At 70.9% G+C, this 18,835-nt stretch carries 20 protein-coding genes and 1 pseudogene; 11 read left to right on the forward strand and 10 right to left on the reverse strand.

All coding sequences use genetic code 11. The features are described 5' to 3' along the window. Positions 1-2 precede the first annotated feature (2 nt). On the reverse strand, positions 3-821 hold the full coding sequence (locus NJE57_RS12520) for a lysophospholipid acyltransferase family protein (RefSeq protein WP_319028767.1): 819 nt from the start codon (positions 819-821) through the stop codon (positions 3-5). 58 nt (positions 822-879) lie between these two features. Here NJE57_RS12520 and NJE57_RS12525 point away from each other — a divergent pair, with 58 nt between their 5' ends. After that, on the forward strand, positions 880-1,608 hold the full coding sequence (locus NJE57_RS12525) for a sirohydrochlorin chelatase (RefSeq protein ID WP_319028768.1): 729 nt from the start codon (positions 880-882) through the stop codon (positions 1,606-1,608). Between the two features lie 134 nt (positions 1,609-1,742). Then, positions 1,743-2,081: an Lsr2 family protein gene (locus NJE57_RS12530; RefSeq protein ID WP_319028769.1), complete on the forward strand. Its 339-nt coding sequence runs from the start codon at positions 1,743-1,745 to the stop codon at positions 2,079-2,081. A gap of 306 nt (positions 2,082-2,387) precedes the next feature. On the opposite strand, the gene NJE57_RS12535 is transcribed toward NJE57_RS12530, so the two are convergent. Beyond that, complete coding sequence (locus tag NJE57_RS12535) at positions 2,388-3,077, reverse strand: enoyl-CoA hydratase/isomerase family protein (protein ID WP_319028770.1); 690 nt, start codon at positions 3,075-3,077, stop codon at positions 2,388-2,390. Positions 3,078-3,256: 179 nt separating this feature from the next. Between NJE57_RS12535 and NJE57_RS12540 the strand changes: the two genes are divergently transcribed. From NJE57_RS12540 to NJE57_RS12550, 3 genes are read left to right on the forward strand one after another with little or no spacing between them, the layout of a single operon-like run. Further along, entirely contained in the window at positions 3,257-3,937 is a 681-nt protein-coding gene (locus tag NJE57_RS12540) for a TetR-like C-terminal domain-containing protein (RefSeq protein WP_319028771.1), read from the forward strand. Between the two features lie 4 nt (positions 3,938-3,941). Beyond that, on the forward strand, positions 3,942-4,808 hold the full coding sequence (locus NJE57_RS12545) for an acyl-CoA thioesterase domain-containing protein (protein WP_319028772.1): 867 nt from the start codon (positions 3,942-3,944) through the stop codon (positions 4,806-4,808). Further along, positions 4,805-5,629 (forward strand): maleylpyruvate isomerase family mycothiol-dependent enzyme, encoded by an 825-nt coding sequence (locus NJE57_RS12550; protein WP_319028773.1) that lies wholly within the window; start codon positions 4,805-4,807, stop codon positions 5,627-5,629. The genes NJE57_RS12545 and NJE57_RS12550 overlap by 4 nt, the downstream gene beginning before the upstream one ends. Before the next feature lie 49 nt (positions 5,630-5,678). Here the strand turns inward: NJE57_RS12550 and NJE57_RS12555 are convergent, their stop codons facing one another. The 4 genes from NJE57_RS12555 to eno are packed head-to-tail and all read right to left on the reverse strand — an operon-like array spanning position 5,679 to position 8,330. Then, positions 5,679-6,050, reverse strand: coding sequence for a CrcB family protein (locus NJE57_RS12555; RefSeq protein ID WP_319028774.1), 372 nt, complete (start codon positions 6,048-6,050; stop codon positions 5,679-5,681). Next, positions 6,047-6,532 carry a CrcB family protein gene (locus NJE57_RS12560; RefSeq protein ID WP_319028775.1) on the reverse strand — a complete coding sequence of 162 codons (486 nt, stop codon included), beginning with the start codon at positions 6,530-6,532 and terminating at the stop codon, positions 6,047-6,049. Before NJE57_RS12560 ends, NJE57_RS12555 begins: the two co-directional genes overlap by 4 nt. Further along, the gene (locus NJE57_RS12565; protein ID WP_319028776.1) at positions 6,529-7,056 is read right to left on the reverse strand and encodes a universal stress protein; all 528 of its coding nucleotides are present in this window, start codon (positions 7,054-7,056) and stop codon (positions 6,529-6,531) included. The genes NJE57_RS12560 and NJE57_RS12565 overlap by 4 nt, the downstream gene beginning before the upstream one ends. Next, positions 7,053-8,330, reverse strand: a complete 1,278-nt coding sequence (gene eno, locus NJE57_RS12570) for a phosphopyruvate hydratase (RefSeq protein WP_319028777.1) — start codon at positions 8,328-8,330, stop codon at positions 7,053-7,055. The genes NJE57_RS12565 and eno overlap by 4 nt, the downstream gene beginning before the upstream one ends. Before the next feature lie 451 nt (positions 8,331-8,781). Here eno and thpR point away from each other — a divergent pair, with 451 nt between their 5' ends. Further along, a complete protein-coding gene (thpR, locus tag NJE57_RS12575) occupies positions 8,782-9,399 on the forward strand; it encodes an RNA 2',3'-cyclic phosphodiesterase (protein ID WP_319028779.1) in 618 nt (205 codons plus the stop codon). Positions 9,400-9,408: 9 nt separating this feature from the next. Here the strand turns inward: thpR and NJE57_RS12580 are convergent, their stop codons facing one another. Further along, a complete protein-coding gene (locus tag NJE57_RS12580; RefSeq protein ID WP_319028780.1) occupies positions 9,409-10,146 on the reverse strand; it encodes a hypothetical protein in 738 nt (245 codons plus the stop codon). A gap of 281 nt (positions 10,147-10,427) precedes the next feature. Between NJE57_RS12580 and NJE57_RS12585 the strand changes: the two genes are divergently transcribed. Continuing rightward, complete coding sequence (locus NJE57_RS12585) at positions 10,428-11,057, forward strand: nucleosidase (protein WP_319028781.1); 630 nt, start codon at positions 10,428-10,430, stop codon at positions 11,055-11,057. A 187-nt stretch (positions 11,058-11,244) separates the two neighbouring features. Here the strand turns inward: NJE57_RS12585 and NJE57_RS12590 are convergent, their stop codons facing one another. Together NJE57_RS12590 and moaCB are read right to left on the reverse strand one after the other, a co-directional pair. Then, positions 11,245-11,718 carry a molybdenum cofactor biosynthesis protein MoaE gene (locus tag NJE57_RS12590; RefSeq protein WP_319028782.1) on the reverse strand — a complete coding sequence of 158 codons (474 nt, stop codon included), beginning with the start codon at positions 11,716-11,718 and terminating at the stop codon, positions 11,245-11,247. Positions 11,719-11,764: 46 nt separating this feature from the next. Beyond that, positions 11,765-12,796 carry a bifunctional molybdenum cofactor biosynthesis protein MoaC/MoaB gene (gene moaCB / locus NJE57_RS12595; protein ID WP_319028783.1) on the reverse strand — a complete coding sequence of 344 codons (1,032 nt, stop codon included), beginning with the start codon at positions 12,794-12,796 and terminating at the stop codon, positions 11,765-11,767. Between the two features lie 97 nt (positions 12,797-12,893). On the opposite strand from moaCB, the pseudogene NJE57_RS12600 reads away from it, so the two are divergent. Beyond that, positions 12,894-13,978, forward strand: a pseudogene (locus tag NJE57_RS12600) (NADH:flavin oxidoreductase/NADH oxidase). A 77-nt stretch (positions 13,979-14,055) separates the two neighbouring features. On the opposite strand, the gene NJE57_RS12605 reads toward NJE57_RS12600, so the two are convergent. Continuing rightward, positions 14,056-16,344: a fatty acid desaturase gene (locus NJE57_RS12605; protein ID WP_319028784.1), complete on the reverse strand. Its 2,289-nt coding sequence runs from the start codon at positions 16,342-16,344 to the stop codon at positions 14,056-14,058. A 102-nt stretch (positions 16,345-16,446) separates the two neighbouring features. On the opposite strand from NJE57_RS12605, the gene NJE57_RS12610 reads away from it, so the two are divergent. Genes NJE57_RS12610 through NJE57_RS12620 form a run of 3 tightly spaced genes read left to right on the forward strand, consistent with a single transcriptional unit; the run spans position 16,447 to position 18,832 of the window. Next, positions 16,447-17,550, forward strand: a complete 1,104-nt coding sequence (locus NJE57_RS12610) for an AraC family transcriptional regulator ligand-binding domain-containing protein (RefSeq protein WP_319028785.1) — start codon at positions 16,447-16,449, stop codon at positions 17,548-17,550. A gap of 14 nt (positions 17,551-17,564) precedes the next feature. Beyond that, positions 17,565-18,167 (forward strand): class I SAM-dependent methyltransferase, encoded by a 603-nt coding sequence (locus tag NJE57_RS12615; RefSeq protein ID WP_319028786.1) that lies wholly within the window; start codon positions 17,565-17,567, stop codon positions 18,165-18,167. Continuing rightward, positions 18,164-18,832 carry a TenA family protein gene (locus NJE57_RS12620; RefSeq protein WP_319028787.1) on the forward strand — a complete coding sequence of 223 codons (669 nt, stop codon included), beginning with the start codon at positions 18,164-18,166 and terminating at the stop codon, positions 18,830-18,832. Before NJE57_RS12615 ends, NJE57_RS12620 begins: the two co-directional genes overlap by 4 nt. Positions 18,833-18,835: the final 3 nt, after the last annotated feature.

An 18,835-nucleotide genomic window follows, 5' to 3' on the forward strand; every position in this document is an offset into this window, starting at 1 on the left:
CGCTAGCGCCAGGCCTCGGTGAGAGCGTCGTCGATGCCGTCCCGCACCACGCCGCGCACCTCGTCGACGGTCGGCGCGGGCCCGGGGCCCTCCCACAGTGCGAGCGGGCCCGCGGCCACCACCGGGTGGCGTGGCGGCGTCCGGACGTGCTCCCGGCCCCGGTAGACGAGCCCGATCGGCAGGACCGCCACCGCCCCTGCCGCCTCGCGGACCCCGCGGACCATCTGACCCACCCCCTTCTTGACCGAGTCCAGCCGCAGCGTGCGCAGATCGTCCGCCGAGGAGTTGGTGCCCTCCACGAACGTCAGGACCACCCCGCCCGAGGTCAGCCGGTCCACGCACAGCCCGATGAGCCGGGCCGCCGCCGCGTCGTGCACCTCTCGCGCCGTGCCCACGTAGTTCTTGGCCCGGAACACCGGCACCGTGCCCGTGTACTCGAACACCGGCCGCAGCGGCCCGCGGAAGAGCGGGTCCTTGGTCAGGCCGGTGCCGGCGGCGAGGAAGCGGACCCGCTTGTCGTACACGGCCGAGGCCAACACGAACGGGTCGTGTGTGGACGGATGGTTGGCGGCCACGATGACCCCCACCCCGGCGTTGTGCAGCCGGTGCAGCTCGGTCACGGTCTCGGGCGGGATCCGCAGCCGTGGCCCGTACAGTGCGCCGACGACGGCCAACAGGGGGTGGGTGAAACCGTCCCGTCGCCGGCCGGGGCCGTAGTAGTCGTACACGGCCTCGTAGTTGTCCACGGTCACCTCGGGCCGCGCCCGACGCCGCGGGGAGGGGGAGCGGGACCGCCCGCTGCGTCCGACTGTGGCGTCCATCACCCCAGTCTCGTCGAGGGATCCGAGCGTCGCATCCGGAATCCGGCATGCTCGGGGGATGACGACGAGCGCGCACACCACCGACCCGAGCCGGGAGCGGCCCCGACTGCTGCTGGTGGCACACGGGACCCGCTCGTCGACGGGGCGCCGGGAACTCGGCCGGGTCCTGGTGGAGACCCGCAAGAGGCTCGACGGGGTGGACTGCCGGTTGGCCTGGGTCGACGTCCAGTCGCCGGGGCCGGAACGCATCCTCGCCGACGCCGCCCCCACGGTCGTGGTCCCGGCATTTCTCGCGCGCGGCTTCCACGTGACCCACGACGTCGGCGACGCGTGCGGTGGTGCCCCCGGGCCGGTGGCACTGTCGACCCACCTCGGGGGCCATCCTGAGCTGGTGCGTGCACTGGTGCAGCGGCTCGCCGAGGCCGGCGCCGTGGGGGCGTTCGGCGCCGACGCGGTGGTCCTGGGGGCGGCGGGAAGCCGGGACGAGTCCTCGCGGGCCGAGACGCGCGCCATGGCCTCGGCCCTGGGCCGGGTGCTGGGCGTGCCGGTGGCCGCCGGTTTCGCCTCCGCGGCGAGCCCCACCGTCGCGGAGGCGGTCGCAGGCTTCAGGGAACAGGGTCACCGGCGGGTGGCGGTCGCGACGCACCTGCTGGCCCCCGGGTTCTTCGCCGACAAACTCGCCGCGGCCGGCGCGGACCTGACGTCCCCGCCCCTCGGGGCGCACCCGGAGATCGTCGAGTTGATCGTCCGCCTGTATGCCGAGAATTCTCCTGTAATGGTCTCCTGACCGGCCCGTGAAGAGTCGAATCAGTGGCGCTTAATACACTAACCGGAATGCGCGACGAATGTGATCAGGCATAAGTTGCGAATACTGGTGCATAATGTCGGACAGTAGAAGACGCACCTAGCTAGGGAGAATCAATGGCGCAGCAATTCCAGGTGAGGTACATCGACGACATCGACGGAACGGAACTGGGCGATGAGGCCAATTCCATCTCGTTCGCCTTTGATGGCAAGGAATACTCCATCGATCTGAGCGACGAGAATGCAGAGGCGTTCCGCGAGGTCATGGCCCCGTACATCGACGCCGGTCACCGCGTGACCGGCGGCAAGGGCAAGTCCCCGCGAAAGGCCGCGGCCAAGACCGCCTCGGGCGATACCAAGGCCATTCGTGAATGGGCACGCAACAACAACTTCGATGTCTCCGATCGTGGGCGCATCCCGGCCGACGTGATGGAGGCCTACGCGGCCGCCAACTGAACGACGGTGTGAGGGCCCGCATCCCGGGGAGACGGGGTGCGGGCCCTCGGTCTATTCGCAGGCCCCTCGGTGGGTGGTCATGCCCCCGAGTGTGGCGCCCCAGCCCCCGCCGTCGCCCGATTGGCGGACACCCTCCCCCAGTTGGCGGACACCCCCCGGCAGTTTGGCGGACGGAATTCATCACTAGAGGCATCGAACTCGCGAGAATTGTCCGCCGAATGCCGTTATCGTGTCCGCCAACTGGGGAGGGGTGTCCGCCAACTGGGGGAGGGGTCTGCGAACCGGGTGTCGGTTGATCCCGGGCGTTCAGAGCCGCGTGATCGGCTCGTCGAGGTGCGGGAGGATGCCGGCGACGAGGCCGGTGCGGATGCCCGCGTAGTTCGCGCCCCGCAGCGGGGCCAGCTCCGCCGCCACGGCCACCGCACGGTCGAGTACCGCGTCCGCCTCGGCCGACTCGTGGACGATCCCGGCCGCGATCGCCTCGGCCGCGGGGTAGCGCTTCGAGGTGAGCATGGCCGTGCTCGCGACGGGATGGGCGAGGCGGGTGCTGATGAGGGCGTTCATCCCCGGGGGGAACGGCATGCCGAGCTGCGCCTCGGGCAGATTCCAGAAACCGCGGTCGGCCCGCATGACGCGGTGGTCGTGGGACAGCGCGAACATGGCCCCGGCCCCGAAGGCGTGCCCGTTGACCGCGGCCACCGTCGGCAGCTCCAGACGGAGGATGCGCGCGAACACCCGCTGGACCCGCGAGACGTACGAGGGCAGGCCGGCGGGATCGGAGGCGACCACGCTCAGATCGAGACCGTTGGAATAGAACTTCCCCGCTCCGGTCGTGACGAGGGCGGCCGGGCCCTCGGACGACTCGACCTCGCCCAGGGCGGTATCGAGGGAGTCCAGGAACTCGGGGGCGAAGGCGTTGTCCGGGGCGTCGGCCGGGTCCTCCGGCTCGCTGAAGCGCAGGACGAAGACGGAGTCGTGACGATGCAGAGTGGGCATGGCCCCAGCGTATGTCCTCGAGAACACCGTCATGGCAGGTGGGACACCGTTGTCACGGCGTCCGACGCATTCCGGCGGGCGCGGGCCGTCCCGCGTGATGCCGGTGGGATCACGGCGTTCCGGTGGACACGCCACAGCGCTGTCACGCGATGATCACATCGTCGTCGTACCCTGCCGGGGTGACCCGATCTCCCTCCCGCGCCGCCACCGGCGCCCCGCCCCACGCCCAGTACGACGAGGCCCTGCGGTCGGGGATCCTCCGGGAGGCCACACGCAGGCTCCGGGACTCGGCCCCGGAGAAGCTCGGCTTGCGGCCGTTGGCCGCGTCCCAGGGCACCTCCACCACGGCCATCTACACGATGTTCGGAGGCAAGACCGGACTGCTGGCCGCCGTCGCGGACGAGGCGGACCGCATGCTCGCCGAGGCGCTGCGGGAGGCGCTGCGCCACGACAGCGTGGAGACCGACATGCGGTCCCTATGCCGCGCCTACCGCGGGTGGGCGCTGGACAACCAGGGGCTCTACGCGCTGGTGGTGTCCGAGCCGGTCCGCTCCCCCCGCGTCGATGCGGACCGGGCCGACGCCGACCGCCGCGACCCACAGCGCCGCGACCCACAGTGGCGGGAGCCGTTGCTGGAGATCGTCGACGCGCTGGTGGACGAGGGGATCTTCCGGGCCGCCGACGTGCACGAGGCGGCCACCGCGATCTGGGCCTCGCTGCACGGTGTCGTGTCGCTGGAGCTCAGCGTGTGGCGGGACTCGCCGAGCGCCGAGCAGTACTTCGAGACGCAGCTCGCGGCCGTGCTGCGCTCCTGGTCCGCCGGTGGAGCCCGCAGGACCCCGGCCGGAATGGTGGGTTGAGACGATGAGCGAGCGTTCCTTCTTCACCCTCGACGAGTCCGGGGCGTACATCCCCACCAGGTACGCGCGCAGCGCCTGGTCGGACACCATGGTCAACGGTCCCGCCGTGGTGGTGGCCGCTGCCCGCGCCCTCGAGTCCGAGCACGGGGCGTCAGGCTTCCAGCCCTCCCGGCTCACCGTGGATCTCTTCGCCCCCGTCCGCACCGCACCGCTCGTGGCGGTGACGGAGGAGGTCCGCAGTGGCAACCGCATCCGGGTGGCGGACGTGCGGCTGCTCCAGGAGGAGAAGGTGGTCGCGCGCGCCACCCTCGTGCAGCTGCGCCGTGGAGAGCAACCGCCCGGGCAGGTGTGGCGGTCGAACCGGGTGGTCGAGGCGCCCGCCGACGCGGACCCCGACGAGGCCCGGCCCGGGACCAACGTGTTCTTCGGCAGTGGCGAGGAGCAGCAGTCGTGGAGTCGCGACATGGGAGCGCACCAGAACGACCAGCGCAAGAAGTTCTGGCATCACCCGCTCGACGTGGTCGAGGGTGAGGACGCGACCCCGTTCCAGCGGGCCGCGATCCTGGCCGAGTCCACCAGCCTCATGGCGCACTGGGGCGACGCCGGGATCGGCTTCATCAACGCCGACCTCACCCTGGCCCTGGCCCGTCTGCCCCGGTCGGGCGACCTCGGGATCGAGGCGGACGAACACCTCAGCGACGCCGGTGTGGCGGTGGGGACCGCGTCACTGTTCGACCGCGACGGCGTGTTCGGCACCGGCACGGTGGTGGCGGTGTCCAACGCGGGACGGCAGATCGACTTCACCCGGCGCCGGGCGGGCAGCGGGGACAGCGGAGCCATCGGCTCGAACGAGGCGGCGACGCGCGTATGAGCGCCAGGCTGACGCGGGAGCGGATGCTCGACGCGCTGGAGGCCCAGGCCGGTCTGGTGCGGTTCGCCCTCGCCGGGGGCGGTGACCCGGCGGTCGTCGATCTGGCCGCCCCGGTGGCCTCCTGCCCTGACTGGTCGGTGCACGACCTCGTCGCCCACCTCGGGGCCGTCAACTGGTGGGGTGGACAGACCGTGCGGAGTCCCGACCCCGACGCGCGCGCGGGCGGCAGGCGCGAGGTGCAGGACTCGGCCCCGCCGGTTGCGGCCGGCGCGGCCGCTCTCGCCGACTGGTACGCGGCCATCGCCGGGGAGATGATCGAGACCTTCACGGAGGCCGATCCCGACACCGCCGTCTGGGCCTTCACCGCTCCCGGCCGTCCCGACTTCTGGCTGCGGAGGCAGCTCCACGAGACCGCGGTCCACCGCTGGGACCTCGAGCACGCCCTGGGCGGTCCCGCCGACACCACACCACTGCCCGAGGACGTGGCAGCGGACACCCTCGACGAGTTCTGCACCGCGGTGCACCCGCGGACGGCCCCCACGAGACCCCCGCTCCCGGTGACGATCCGCCTCCACGCCGTCCTCCATGCTCCCGAGGGTCTGGCGACGGGCGCCGAGCCGGTGGGGGCGACCGCCCTCGGTTCCGACCTCGAGTGGCTGCTTCCCGGCGCGGACGGCGCCACGGAGGTCGAGGTGACAGGCTCCGCGGAGACCCTCGCGTTGCTGCTGTGGGGCCGGGTCGGTGCCGACGAAACGGGGCTGGAGATCTCGGGCGACCGCGCCGGTCTCGACGCGGCCCTGGAGGCCGGGCTCTCGGTGTGAGGTTCCCCGGCGCGGTGGCGTTGGTCGCGCTCGTGGGAACAGCGGGCGATCACATGATGTACGCGGCAAGAGCGAGCCCGGCGGCTACTGCTGCGACGACGAGTACTCCTGTGCCCAGGGCGTTGAGTACGGCCTTGCGATAGTCCCCGCCCTGGACCAGGCGCACGGTTTCCACCATGGCGGTGGAGAAGGTGGTGTAGCCGGCGCAGAAGCCGATGGTGGCTGCCTCAAGTCCTCGGCCGCCGACGGCCCCGGCGGCAGCCGCCCCGGTGAGGAAGCCCATCAGTAGTGATCCGGTGATGTTGATGGTGACGGTGCCGATGGGAAACGTGCTGGACCAGCGAGTTCTGATCAGGCCGTCTACCACGAATCGGGTGGCGGCCCCGAACCCGCCGAAAATGGCGATGAGTGCGACGGTCACTGGCGGTCCTTCCCAGGCCGGGTGGGGTCGGAGATGAAACTCTGGTCGGGATCAACGGGTAGACGGCGGGTGCGCCATCGATGATGTCGGCTGGCCACTATGACGCCGAGCAGACAGGTGAGGAAACCGCCGATGAGCGAGATCGCGAAATAGCCGATCGCCTGGCCGCCTTCACCGGAGAAGAGAAGCCTCTCCACCTCGAGGGCGAAGGTGGAGAAGGTGGTGAATCCACCCAGGACGCCGGTGCCGAGCCCGAGTCGGATCATCCGCCGCGGAGGGGTTTCGTCGCCGGCCCGGACGAGGGTCTCCAGTAGCAGTCCGAGTAGGAACGCCCCCACGAGGTTCTCGGTCAGGGTCGCTATCGGCCAGCCGTGATTGGCGGGCGTCGTGGTGGTCATCGCCCATCGTGCCAGGGTTCCGGTGGCTCCGCCGAGAGCGACGAGGGCGATCATCCCAGGGTGCAGATGGAGTGAGCGGCTCATGGACGCTCCCCGCTCTGCCCATCGTCAGGGCGGGGGATCAGGATGACGGGTCGGTGCTGATGGTGGGCCAGGCGCACAGCGACGGACCCGTCGATCTTCTCCGCCGCCCAGTGACCGAACCCGGGTTCGCGGGTACCTATTGCGATCGCGACGGCGTCGAGTTCCTCGGCGGTCTCCTGCAGCGCGCGTGCCGGGGTCCCGTCGGTGTAGTGGGACCGCCACGATACGGGGCTGGTCGCGAGCGCCGTCTCGAGCTGGGCGACGAGGATCTCGTCTCCGGTGGGGCGGTTCGGGTCGTCCACGCCGTCGGGATCCATCGGGACGGTGTCGACGGATCCGTCCCCGTTGCGTCTGATGATGATGTTTGCCGGGTCGGTCCACACGCACACCAGGCTGGTGTGCATCCGGTCGGCCAGTGCTGCGGCAGCTCGAACGACATGGGGGTCCTGGCCGGGTACCGCTCCGAAGACGAGGAACGATCCGGTGGGTACTCCGTGCCAGGGGCGATCCGGGACGCGGCTCACCGCTCGGCCCTTGTCGACCCGTACGGCAGTTCAGGGTGGTTGGCAGCGATCTGGAGGAGACGATTGTACTTGGCGACGCGTTCGCCGCGAGCCGGGGCGCCGGACTTGAGCTGTCCGCACCCTGTAGCAACCGTCAGGTCGGCGATGAAACTGTCCTCTGTCTCTCCGGAGCGGTGGGAAACCATCTGGGTGTAGTCACCGTCCTGGCAGATTCGCATCGCTTCCAAGGTCTCGGAGACGGTACCGATCTGGTTGAGTTTGATCAGCGCCGAGTTGCCTACTCCGCGACTGATCGCTTCGGTAATGATCGTCGGGTTGGTGACGAAGATGTCATCGCCCATCAGCTGCACCCGCTCCCCGAGTCGCCCGGTCAGGTCCGTCCAGCCGTCCCAGTCGCCTTCGGCGAGACCGTCCTCGATAGACCACACCGGAAAATCGGTGACGATCTGCGAGTACCGTTCGATCATCTCCGCACTGGACAGGCTTTCCCCGGCCACCCGGTAGGTGCCGTCGCGGTAGAACTCGCTAGCCGCCGGGTCCAGGGCTATGGCCACCTCGTCGCGGCCCGGGGTGTAGCCGGCGGCCTCGATTGCGCGCACCAGCAGGGTCAACACGTCCTCCGGCCGGTCGATCTGTGGCGCGAACCCGCCCTCGTCGCCCAGGCCGGTAGCGTGCCCGGCCTCCTGGAGGAGTCCGCGCAGCGCGGCATAGACCCCCGCGCCGGCCCGAACCGCCTCCGGGAAGGATGGTGCGCCGATCGGGGCAATCATGAACTCTTGGAAGTCCAGGTTGTTGGCCGCGTGCGCACCGCCGTTGAGGACGTTGAAGTGAGGTACCGGAAGCCGCGGCGACACCCCGGCCGGTCGCAGCGAGGCGAACAGCTCTCCGGGACCGGCCACCGCCCGGGCCACCGCCATCGAGATCCCGACGATCGCATTGGCCCCGAGTCGAGCCTTGTTGTCCGTGCCGTCGGCGGTGGTCATCGCCGCATCCAGCTCTGCCAGCGAGGACCACCGCCTCGAGCAGGCCAGGTCCCGCAACTCCCCGCCGACGTGACCCACCGCCCGTCGGACCCCCTTGCCTCCGAAGCGCTCCGGGTCACCGTCGCGCAGCTCAACCGCTTCCCTCGAGCCTGTGGAAGCTCCTGAAGGGACACCAGCCCAGCCAGTGGCGCCCGAGCCGAGCTGGACGTCCACGCGCAGAGTCGGGTTGCCCCGAGAATCCAAGATCTCGAGGGCTTGCAGGTCCTTGATGGAGAAATCGACGCTCATCATTGCCACTTTCTATCCGTGGGCGTCCAGTGGCGCCCAGCGCGGAGAGGCCCAGCCGAGATGGTCGGAGAGGTGGCTGTCGAGCAGAATCACGGCAGCAACCAGCCTCAAGACTGAAACCAGGGACCGTTGACGGCATCAATGCCGTAGTTGAAGGCGAGCCCCACCGCCGTGATGACCACCATCGTATCCTCTTCGCCGCGCGGCGCCAGCCTGACTCGGGACGCAACGACATGGAGCTCCCCCGGAACAGGAGCGTGACGACCAACCCCACCGCACGACTTCCAGCCGATCAGATCTCAGACCACGATGAACCGCTTCAGATCTCGTGCACGGGGCTTGTGGATAGGGGCGGGGTGGGCCAGCGTGAAGTGAGTACGTCGCGAGGTGAGTAAGTGCCGAGCCGATTGTTGTGCAGGCCGCGCCGTGTGATGCCGAGTGGAGGGGTTCGCGTATGGGTCATCGGATGTTCGTCGCGGTCATGCCGCCGGAGGAGGTGCGCGAGGAACTCGAGCGGTTCCTCGAACCCCGGCCGGGTCTGACGTGGACCGACCCGTCGCAGTGGCACCTCACGCTGACCTTCTGTCCGTCCGTCGACGAGTGGCGCATCGAGGACCTGGTCGACAGGCTCGGGGCGCTCGCCCGCAGGCACGATCCGTTCCGGCTGCGGCTGTCCGGCGCGGGGGCGTTCCCCTCGGTCGAGCGGGCCAAGGTGCTGTGGGCGGGGGTGGATCAGCAGTCCGAGGGCGAGAGTGGGGCACGACAACCGCTGCACGCCCTCGCCGCGGGAGCCCGGTCGGCCGCGAACGCCTCCGGCTGCGGTCCCGACGGAGCACGGTTCCGCCCTCATCTCACGCTCGCGCGGCTCGGCGGCCGGGACGACGCCACCGCGTGGCTGAGGGTTCTCGACACGTTCACCAGCAGCACCTGGACGGTTGGCGAGATCGCGTTGGTCGACTCCTTCCTCGGCGAGGGCCCTCGCGGCCGGGCCCGGCACGAGGTGGTGGAGCGGCTACCGCTCGGCCAGCCGGACCCGCGCTGGTGGGCACCATCGGAGGGACACGGCCGGTGACCTGGCGGGTCACAGACCCGCGCACTGGCCCTGTCGCTCGCCGCTGACCTGGTTGTCGCCGCCGATCGGGGATCGGGTGTTGTCCTGGCATTCGAGGTCGCCGCCGATCGTGTTGCCCTCGACGCGTTGGGTGCCGGAGTTCTGTTCCGATTCCAGGTCGCCGCCGATCCGGACGTTCTCGACGAGCGACTCACCGCCGCGCTCCAGTTCGATCGAGCCCGTCACCTCGCCACCCGAGACCAGGACAAAGGCGTGGCCCTCGGCGTCGATGTCCCCGGTGGCCCGGATGTCGCGGGCCTCGAGGCGGCCGCCGACGTGGACGTCGATATCGCCGGCGACGGTCAGATCGGACAGCACACACGTCTGCCCGTCGCGGACCTGCACCGTGCCGGCGATGGTCTGGTCGGCGATGGCCCGGCCGGAGAGCTCGGTGGCGCAGTTCGAGCGGTCGAATCCGGCAGCCGCGGCGCGCTCGTCCTGCACCGTGTCCTCGGGTTGCCCCTCCCGGGGCAGCTCGAAGGTCTCGACCGGAGGGGTCACGGTGGCCACGATCGTCGGCTCGGCACCGGTGCCCTCGGCGCCGGTCTGCTCGTCCTCGGATCCTGTGCACCCGGCGGCCGCGAGCATGGCCACCACCGGGAAGGTCAGCATCACGCGGCGGGTTGCTGCACGGTGGGCGGCGGGACCCCGCGGCGGGTCCTCCGGGGACGCGGCCCGGAGAGCGGTTGTGGGAGACGGCGCGGGCATCGTCGATCACCTCTGGGCTCGGATCGGATCGGCTCGGGGAGGGTTCGGTGGGCATCTGCTCTCACCGTAGGCGCGGCTCGGGGCCGGGACGGGAAAACCCGGACGACGCGCTCCGACTCCCGGGCGCGGCCCCCTCGCTCGCCCATACGCTCCCGGGGATGCACTCGCGCCTGCACCGCGGCTCACGCGCGAGTGCATCCCCGGGAGCGGGAATTCAGCGGGTGCGCAGGCGCGGGAGCGGATGTCGGGGGGTGCCGTACGCGGTGACTACCGTGGACCCCGTGGAACTCCTCGGAACCGTCGATTCGGCACACCCCCTCGTCGTGGTGGCTCTGGAACAGGAGGCCCGTCACTTCGTCACGGACTTCCCCGTCCTGGTCACCGGCGTCGGCAAGGTGCGGGCGGCACTGGCCGTCGCGCACGCACTCGGCGGTGGGGTCAGGCCGCGCGAGCTCGTCAACGTGGGGACCGCCGGCGGATTACACGAGGGCATGGGGGGCACGCACGAGATCGCGGCGGTGTTCCAGCACGACTTCGACAACCTCGGACTCCACGCGGTCACCGGCCGCCACGACGGGCCGCCGCTGACCCTCTCGGCCGCCCGTGCGGTAAGGCCGGAGCCGTCGCACGCGCTGCTGACTGAACCCGGCGGGAGCGCCGCGCCGGTGCTGGCCTCGGGTGACCGCTTCGTGGCCGGCGGTCCGCTGCGTGACCACCTGGCGTCGATCGCGGACCTGGTGGACATGGAGGGGTACGCGGTGGCCGCGGCGGGGGCGGCGCTGGGCGTGCCGACCCGGCTGGTCAAGCACGTCTCCGACCCGGCCGACGACTCCGCTGGCACCACGTGGGTCGAGGGAGTGGACGCGTGCGCGCGGGTGCTGGCCGACTGGGTCGGCACGCGCCTGGGCTGAGCGGACACGAGCGGCGGACACGAGCGGGGCGCGAGCGATTCGCACTCTTCCCGGACTTGGTTGTCTCCACCGCGCTGATTTCACCCGTTCTCCGTGCTGAGCACGACCAAGTCGGGGCGTACCACCCGCGGTCGACCGGGTCCTTCTGGCGACCGGGTCCTGCTGACGCCCGGGCTCCGTGGCGTGCTCAGCAGTCGCCGACGCCCACCCATTCCGACAGTCCGTCGGAGAAGCGCTGCCGCTTCCAGATGGGTACCCCGTGCTTGAGGCGCTCGATCAGATCCGAACAGGCGGCAAAGGCCTCGGCGCGGTGCGGAGCCACGGCAACAGCGACCACCGCGACCTCGCCCACCGGCAGCTCCCCCACCCGGTGGACGGCCCCCACGCGGACACTGCGCCGGGGGTCGAGTCGTCCGCCCCCCTCGAGTTCCGGCGAGGTGTGCTCGGCCGCGATCTGATCGCAGAGTCGCGCCAGCACGTCCTGCGCGGTGGGGTGGGCCGAGTACTCGATGTGCTGCACGTCGCGGCCCCCGTCGTGGTCGCGCACCACCCCGGAGAACGTGACCATCGCGCCGTCCGCGGTGCTCCAGACGGCGTCCTCGACCTCGCGGGGGTCGATCACTCGGTCGGTGATCCGGGCGAGCGGAGTGAGTTCGGTCATGGGGGAGGGTCCTCTCGCGGGGATCGGGCGGTGGGCGGGTGCGCGATCAGTGGCCGCCGCCGTGGGCGTGGACGTCGAGCAGGTGCTCGAGCAGCTCGTCGAGTACGGCGAGCCCGTCGCGGACCCCGCCCGCGGAGCCCGGCAGGTTCGCCACCAGCGTACGTCCGGCGAAGCCCACCAGGCCGCGGCTCATGGCGGCGGTGGGGGTCGCGGCCAGTCCCCGCGCGCGCATCGCCTCGGCGACCCCGGGCAACTCGAGCTCCAGGTGCGGCGCGGTGGCCTCGGGGGTGCGATCGTCGGGGGAGACGCCGGTGCCGCCGGTGGTCAGCAGCACCGCCGGCGACCGGCGGGCCTGCTCGGTCAGGGCCACAGAGATGTCCGCGTCGGCCACGACGTGCACCTCGACGGGGGAGAAACCGCGTTCTGAGAGCCAGGACTCGATGGCGGGGCCGGTGGTATCGGCGCGGTCACCGCGCGCGGCGGCGGTGGAGGAGACGACGACGACGCCACTTCGGCCGGCATCGAGTGCCGCGGGCCCGGTGTGCGGACGGGCGTTGTCGTCGTCGGACTCCCTGGTCCAGTCCCCGCGCTTGCCGCCGGTCTTGGCGGCGAGGCGGACACCGTCCATCGTGGCGAGGGGATCGACGGCCTTGACCATGTCGTGCAGCGTCAGCCCGGCTATGGAGACGGCGGTGAGCGCCTCCATCTCCACCCCCGTGCGGCCGGTCGTCCTGGCGGTGGCCTCCACCCGGATCTCGCCGGCCGCCTCGTCGAGGTCGAAGTGCACCTTGACCGAGTTCAACGGGATCTGGTGGCACAGCGGGATCAGCTCGGAGGTCTTCTTGGCGGCGCCGATACCGGCGAGCCGGGCGGTGGCCAGCACGTCGGCCTTTCCCAGGTCATCGCCAGCGACCTTGCGGACCACGTCCGGGCGGGTCCGGAAGACACCCTCGGCGGTCGCGGTGCGGGTGGTGACGGCCTTGTCGCCCACGTCGACCATCCGGACCCGGCCCCCGTCGTCGAGGTGGGTCAGCTGCGGCTCTGGTGAGGGGCTCTGCCCGGCCTGCGCGTCTGTCATGGTGCCCACGCTAGTCGGCCATCGCGGGTGAGTGAGCGCCCGTCCGGGGGTGGTCCCCGGCGAACCGGGCCCGGGCGGCGGGGGTTTAATCGGTGCAATGCCGCTCCTCTTCGACCCGATCCGCATCCGCGACCTCGAGATCCGCAACCGCGCCTGGCTCTCGCCGATGTGCCAGTACTCGTGCGACGCTCGGGACGGCGTCCCCACCCCGTGGCATCTCGTGCACCTGGGGGCGCGGGCCCAGGGCGGGTTCGGCCTCATCGTCGCGGAGGCGTCCGCCGTGGTGCCGGAGGGCCGCATCAGCCCACAGGACGCCGGGCTGTGGAACGACGCCCAGCGTGACGCATGGGCTCCCATCGTCGACTTCGTGCACTCGCAGGGGCGGCGATCGGCATCCAGCTGGCACACGCCGGCCGCAAGGCGTCTACCTACCGGGCGTTCCCGGGAGAGCCCACCGGTTCGCTGCCCGTGGAGGACGGCGGGTGGAGCACTGTCGCGCCGTCGGCGATCCCGTTCGGCGACATGGCGACTCCGGTGGCGTTGGACCCCGAGGGGATCCGCGGCGTGGTGGCCGCGTTCGGTGACGCCGCCCGCCGCGCCGACCAGGCCGGATTCGACGTCGTGGAGATCCACGCCGCCCACGGCTATCTCCTCCACGAGTTCCTCTCGCCGCTGTCCAACGAGCGGACCGACGAGTACGGCGGGTCGCGGGAGAACCGTTCGCGGCTGCTGCTGGAGACCTGTGACGAGGTCCGGCGGGTCTGGCCCGGGGGTAAGCCGCTGTTCGTCCGCATCTCGGCGACGGACTGGGTGAGCGGCGGCTGGACCCCGGAGGACTCGCGGTGGTTGGCCAGCAGGCTCGCGGAGCACGGTGTGGATCTGGTCGACGTCTCGTCGGCCGCCAACACCCCCACGATCCCGCCGGTACCGCTCGAACAGGGCTACCAGGTGCCGCTGACCGAGGAGGTCCGGGCGTCCGGCGTCGTGTTGGCCGGCGCGGTGGGGCTCATCAGTGACCCGGAGTACGCCGAGCAACTGCTGGTCGACGAGCGTGCCGACGTCGTGTTCCTCGGTCGCGCCGCGTTGCGTGAGCCCGCCTGGCCCCAGCGCGCGGCCGCCGAACTCGGGCTGGACTGGCGCGATGCCCCGTACCCGCCGCAGTACACCCGGGGGAAGTGGTGACGACGGGGTAGAGGCACGGTGCCTTTCAGAGACCGGGTGCCGTTGAGAGACCGGGTGCCGTTTAGAGACCGGGTCGTCTAGAGGTCCAGCTCGATGTCCGAGCTGGCCGTGCTGGTACAGACGGTGATGCGCTCCTGCAGTGGGCCGTCACCCTCTGCACGGGTCGTGCCGCTGAGCTTGCCGGTCACACACGCCTTGCACAGGCCACGCTCGCATCCGGTGGGGACCGCGATTCCGGCGCGACCCGCAGCCTCGAGCAACGTGGTGGCGCCGTCGATCTCGACGGCTGTGCCGGTGCGGTGGAAGCGCACCGTATAGCGGCTGCCGTCGTCGGCGGGCCGGTCGAGCTCGGGGGCGGTGAACGCTTCCGCGTGGAAACGCTCGGACGGTTGGCCGAGGTCGCGCAGCCAGCCGCGGGCCAGGTCGATGAGCGCGGCCGGTGCGCACACGTAGGTCTCGCGCTGGGCGGCGTCCGGGACCAGCCGCTGTAGCAATTCCGGGCTGAGCCGGCCGGTGCCTACGTCCGCGCGGTCGGCCGGGGTGCTGGTGTACAGGTGCAGGGTGATACCCGAGTTCCGTGCGAGCTCGCGGAGTTCGGCCTCGTAGATCACCGAGCGGTCGTCCCGGTTGAGGTAGATCAGGGTGGCGTCGGCGCCGGTCCCGGCGTCGCGGGCGATCTTGCGCAGCAGGCTGATGATCGGCGTGATGCCCACTCCGCCGGCAATGTGCAGCGACGGCGTCTCCGGCGTCGGGATCGCGAAGTCGCCCGACGACTGCGGCGTCCCGACCAGTGTCACGTACGCCCCGGCGCGGAGTTCGTCGCCCAGTTGGTTGGAGACCCGGCCGCCGTCGACGCGCTTGACGCACAGCTCCATGTCGTTCTCGGCGAGAGCGTGCGAGTCCGCACTGTCACGGACGAGGCTGTACTGGCGGACCAACTCCTCGCCGTCGACCGCGACCCGCACGGACACGTACGCGCCGGCGTCCCAGTGGACTTCCTCCCACCCACGTGGCCGCGCCAGACGCACCGAGAGGGCCTGCCCGTCCGCGACCGGCGTAGCGGACAGGACCTTGACCGGAACGTTGTAGAACCTCGGCTTGTCCAGGTACGGCGATTCGGGCAGGGCCCGGTAGGACAACCCGTACGTCAGGCGACGCACCAGCGAGGCCGGGTTGCGCAGCAGGTCCGTCGGTCGCCCGAACTCCCGCTCGCCGAACGGCACCGACAGGCCCGTGAGCGTCTTGGCGATGAGCGGGACGGTCTCCAGCAACGGGGTCTCGTGGTACGGCAGCCCGAACTCGGCCGCGAGGGCGCGCACCTCCGGCGCCACCTTCCGCTGCATGGACGGCGGCAGGTCGGGGAAGAGGTGGTGCTCGACGTGAGTGTCCAGGCCGCCGTAGAAGATCCGCAGGTCGGGGCGGCCCTCGAACGGGACCTCCTCCTCGAGGATCCGGGTCAGGGCCTCGTCCATCTTCGGACTGGGCAGGAAATTGCGGGTCGCGCGGATCTGCCGCTCGTAGTACTGGTCGGCGGTCTCGTCGGGGCCGGGGTCGGTGAACAGCTCCAACTCGCCCGCGTGGTGCTCGATGAGCACCAGGAACAACACGGACATGTACCCGGTGACGCCGCCGAGGTAGTTGGCGACCAGCGTCGGCAGCGGCTTCCACCCGGAGCGCAGCGGCTCGTCCACGAATCGGCGACGCGCGTCCCGGCGGGCGATCCTGGTGGGGGAGGACAGGGTGTACGAACTGAAGAACCGGCGGCCCTCGACCTTGCGAGCGATGTTGGCCAGGAAGAACGGCGCGGCGATCGGGGCCATGACGGCCAGCGCGGAGATGAACGCCACCTGGCCGAGGTGGTGGCCGTACCAGTCCTGGCCGGCGCTGCCCCGGAAGACGCTGTAACCGAGGTCGTGGTCCTTGCCGACGATGTTGGTGTTGGGGTGGTGGCCCGCGTGGTGCATCGTCTTCCAGTGGTCCACATCGACGTTGAAGTCCCAGTCGTACCGGTCGGAGTGGTACTCACCGTTGCCCGGCAGATGGTCGTAGCTGCCGTGGACGATGTTGTGGCCCAGCTCGGAGAACTGCATGAGCCGGTACATCATCTCCAGCGCGGTGGCCCTGCGGATGGCGCGCGGGCCCCCTTCGCGCAGCAGCTCACGGCGGCGCGCGTCGATCGCCTGCCCGTAGGCGGTGACCTTGCGGATGTGGTCGAGATCCTCCTGGCCCACCTCGGCCTTGGCCCGGGCGTAGAGCTCCTGGATCGCGTCGGCCAGCCCGGTCGGTCCTGCCGATCCGCGCCCGGCGTCTCCCGGCCGGGATCCCTGGGAGCCCGTACCGGTGTTGATGTCGCTGGCGAGAGTCATGACTGTGACGGTAGACACTCTCGGGGGCCGGCGACAGGGCGTGAGCGGTCGGGGATTTGGCATTTTCGGTCAGGGGGAGTCCCGCGTTGATAGGTTCGGGCGATGACCTCGTCGTCGGGCCCGGTGTCCCCCGTGTGGGCGGTGCCGCGCGGCACCGAGGGGATCCGCATCATGGTGGACGGCGGCGTCGATCACGGGATGACGACGAGGGAGTGCCTGGCCGGCACCGGGCTCGACCCCCGGGATCTCGACGACGAGACCGCGCAGATCTGGGCGCATCAGGAGTTCGTGGTGATCCGCAACATCCTGGGCAGGCTCGGTGACCGGCCGGGTCTGGGGGCCGGGATCGGCGCCCATTCGACCATCGGGCGGACCGGCATCTTCGGCTTCATGATGCTGGCGGGGCCGACCATCCGGACAGCGCTCGACCGGGCCATCCCGTATCTCGCGCTCTCGCCCACGCACCTGCGGTTCTCGCTCGAGGAGGAGGAGGAGGCGGAGGACGACACCGCAGACGCAGAGGCCCACAGCGCCGCCCCGGTGCTCGCCGACCCCGTGATCGCCGCTTCTGTGATCGCCGCGGACGACGAGATCCCGGCGGACGTGCGGACGTTCGTGGTCGAACGGGACCTGGCCGGGTTCGCGGTCGCGTTCCGCGGTGCCCAGATCGACGTGGGAGTCACCTCGCTCGAGACGACTCTCGGGCCCGAGAGCGCCGTGATCCTAGGCAGGACGTGGGGTCTGGCCCCCGAAGAGGTGCGGCCCCACGCCGAGCGCAACCGCCTGATCATCACCCGCGGGCGACTCGACGAGAGACTGCCGCAGGGCGACGAGAACACGGCGAAGCTGTTCGAGCGTCAGTGTCGTGAGCTGCTCGACAGTCGGTTGGCTCGCGTGGGCGTGGCGGGTCAGGTTCGGAGCCGACTGCAGCACGAGCGCGAGAGCTGGCCGTCGATGGCGGAGGTGGCCGGTGAGCTGCACGTCGACGTCCGCACCCTGCGCCGCCGCCTGGCCGAGGAGGGGGCGTCCTTCCGGCGGGTGCTCGACGAGGTACGGCATCATCGGGCGCTGGAGCTGCTGGCCCAGGATGTGTCGGTGACGGCGATCGCGGGCGAGCTCGGATATTCCGAGACCGCCACCTTCACCCGGAGCTTCACCCGCTGGGAGGGCGTCCCGCCGAGTCGCCGGCGGGGGCGGTCGCAGTGACCGGGGAGGTGAGAGTGGCGTACTCGCGCCGTGCACAGGAGTACATCGACCACCTCGGCTCCCTCGCGTCGGTCCACCCCTCCGACCTCGAACTCGTGACGCGGTGGGCGGACCAGCTCGGCGGGCAGGTGATCGATGCCGGGTGCGGCCCCGGACACTGGACCGGTCATCTCGCCGCCCGGGGTGTCGACGTGCGGGGAGTCGACCGCGTTCCGGAGTTCGTGGATCATGCCCGGCGCGCTCATCCCGGGTGTCGCTTCGACGTCGGCGACCTCGACGCACTCACCGGCCCGCCCGGCGGGGCCGCCGGAATCCTCGCCTGGTACTCGCTCATCCACCATGAGCCCACCACCGTCCGGCGCACGCTCGCGCGATTCGCCCGCGTCCTGCGCCCCGGCGGTGGTCTGCTGCTCGGCTTCTTCCACGGCGCGGAGGTGGAGCGGTTCGATCACGCTGTGACCGATGCCTACCGATGGCCGATCGAGGCGCTGGCCGGCGAAGTCGGAATGGCAGACTTCGAGGTGATCGAGACCTACACGCGGACCGGGCCGGGGGCCAGACCACACGGAGCGATCGTCGCCCGCCTGATGTCCGCCCACACCAGGAGGCGCGAGTGACCCTGTTCGAGACCCTCAAGGAGCGCTGCCGCCCCGAGTGGGAGGCGTACACGCGACACGAGTTCGTGGAGGAGCTCGGGCAGGGAACGCTGCCGCTGCCGGTGTTCCGCGACTATCTGGTCCAGGACTTCCACTTTCTGGTGCAGTTCGCCCGCGCCAACGCGTTGGCCGCGTTCAAGAGCCGCACCCTCGCCGACATCACCGCCGCCCACGAGGCGACAGGTGCGATCCTCGCCGAGACCCGGCTGCACCTGAGGTTGACCGAGCGCTGGGGCATCCCGCGCGCCGAGCTCGAGGCCGCCGCCGAGAAACAGGCCACGGTGGCCTATACCCGCTACGTGCTGGACTGCGGGATGGCCGGCGATCTTCTGGATCTGCACGTGGCCCTGGCGCCGTGCTCGATCGGTTATGCCGAGATCGGGGCCCGGCTGCAGCCCCGGCTCGCCGAGCGTGGAGGCCAGGGCGGTCATCCCTACGGCGAGTGGATCGCCGAGTACTCGGGCGAGGAGTTCGCCGCCGCCTCCCGTGCCGCAGTCGCCCAGCTCGACGGGCTGTCCGAGGGCGGTCTCGCCGAGCGCAGGATGGCCGAACTCGCCGAGGTTTTCCGCACGGCCACCCGCCTGGAGGCCGATTTCTGGCAGCAGGCCCTCGACAGCGCGGACTGACGT

This window comes from Dietzia sp. PP-33, assembly GCF_033790845.1.
In the GTDB taxonomy this organism is placed as follows: Bacteria; Actinomycetota; Actinomycetes; order Mycobacteriales; family Mycobacteriaceae; genus Dietzia.

Bases quoted from the DNA above. Each gene is read 5' to 3' on its own strand.
- NJE57_RS12520 (WP_319028767.1), bottom strand. From the start codon at position 821: ATGGACGCCACAGTCGGACGCAGCGGGCGGTCCCGCTCCCCCTCCCCG.
- NJE57_RS12525 (WP_319028768.1), top strand. From the start codon at position 880: ATGACGACGAGCGCGCACACCACCGACCCGAGCCGGGAGCGGCCCCGA.
- NJE57_RS12530 (WP_319028769.1), top strand. From the start codon at position 1,743: ATGGCGCAGCAATTCCAGGTGAGGTACATCGACGACATCGACGGAACG.
- NJE57_RS12535 (WP_319028770.1), bottom strand. From the start codon at position 3,077: ATGCCCACTCTGCATCGTCACGACTCCGTCTTCGTCCTGCGCTTCAGC.
- NJE57_RS12545 (WP_319028772.1), top strand. From the start codon at position 3,942: ATGAGCGAGCGTTCCTTCTTCACCCTCGACGAGTCCGGGGCGTACATC.
- NJE57_RS12550 (WP_319028773.1), top strand. From the start codon at position 4,805: ATGAGCGCCAGGCTGACGCGGGAGCGGATGCTCGACGCGCTGGAGGCC.
- NJE57_RS12560 (WP_319028775.1), bottom strand. From the start codon at position 6,532: ATGAGCCGCTCACTCCATCTGCACCCTGGGATGATCGCCCTCGTCGCT.
- eno (WP_319028777.1), bottom strand. From the start codon at position 8,330: ATGATGAGCGTCGATTTCTCCATCAAGGACCTGCAAGCCCTCGAGATC.
- thpR (WP_319028779.1), top strand. From the start codon at position 8,782: ATGGGTCATCGGATGTTCGTCGCGGTCATGCCGCCGGAGGAGGTGCGC.
- NJE57_RS12580 (WP_319028780.1), bottom strand. From the start codon at position 10,146: ATGCCCGCGCCGTCTCCCACAACCGCTCTCCGGGCCGCGTCCCCGGAG.
- NJE57_RS12590 (WP_319028782.1), bottom strand. From the start codon at position 11,718: ATGACCGAACTCACTCCGCTCGCCCGGATCACCGACCGAGTGATCGAC.
- moaCB (WP_319028783.1), bottom strand. From the start codon at position 12,796: ATGACAGACGCGCAGGCCGGGCAGAGCCCCTCACCAGAGCCGCAGCTG.
- NJE57_RS12605 (WP_319028784.1), bottom strand. From the start codon at position 16,344: ATGACTCTCGCCAGCGACATCAACACCGGTACGGGCTCCCAGGGATCC.
- NJE57_RS12610 (WP_319028785.1), top strand. From the start codon at position 16,447: ATGACCTCGTCGTCGGGCCCGGTGTCCCCCGTGTGGGCGGTGCCGCGC.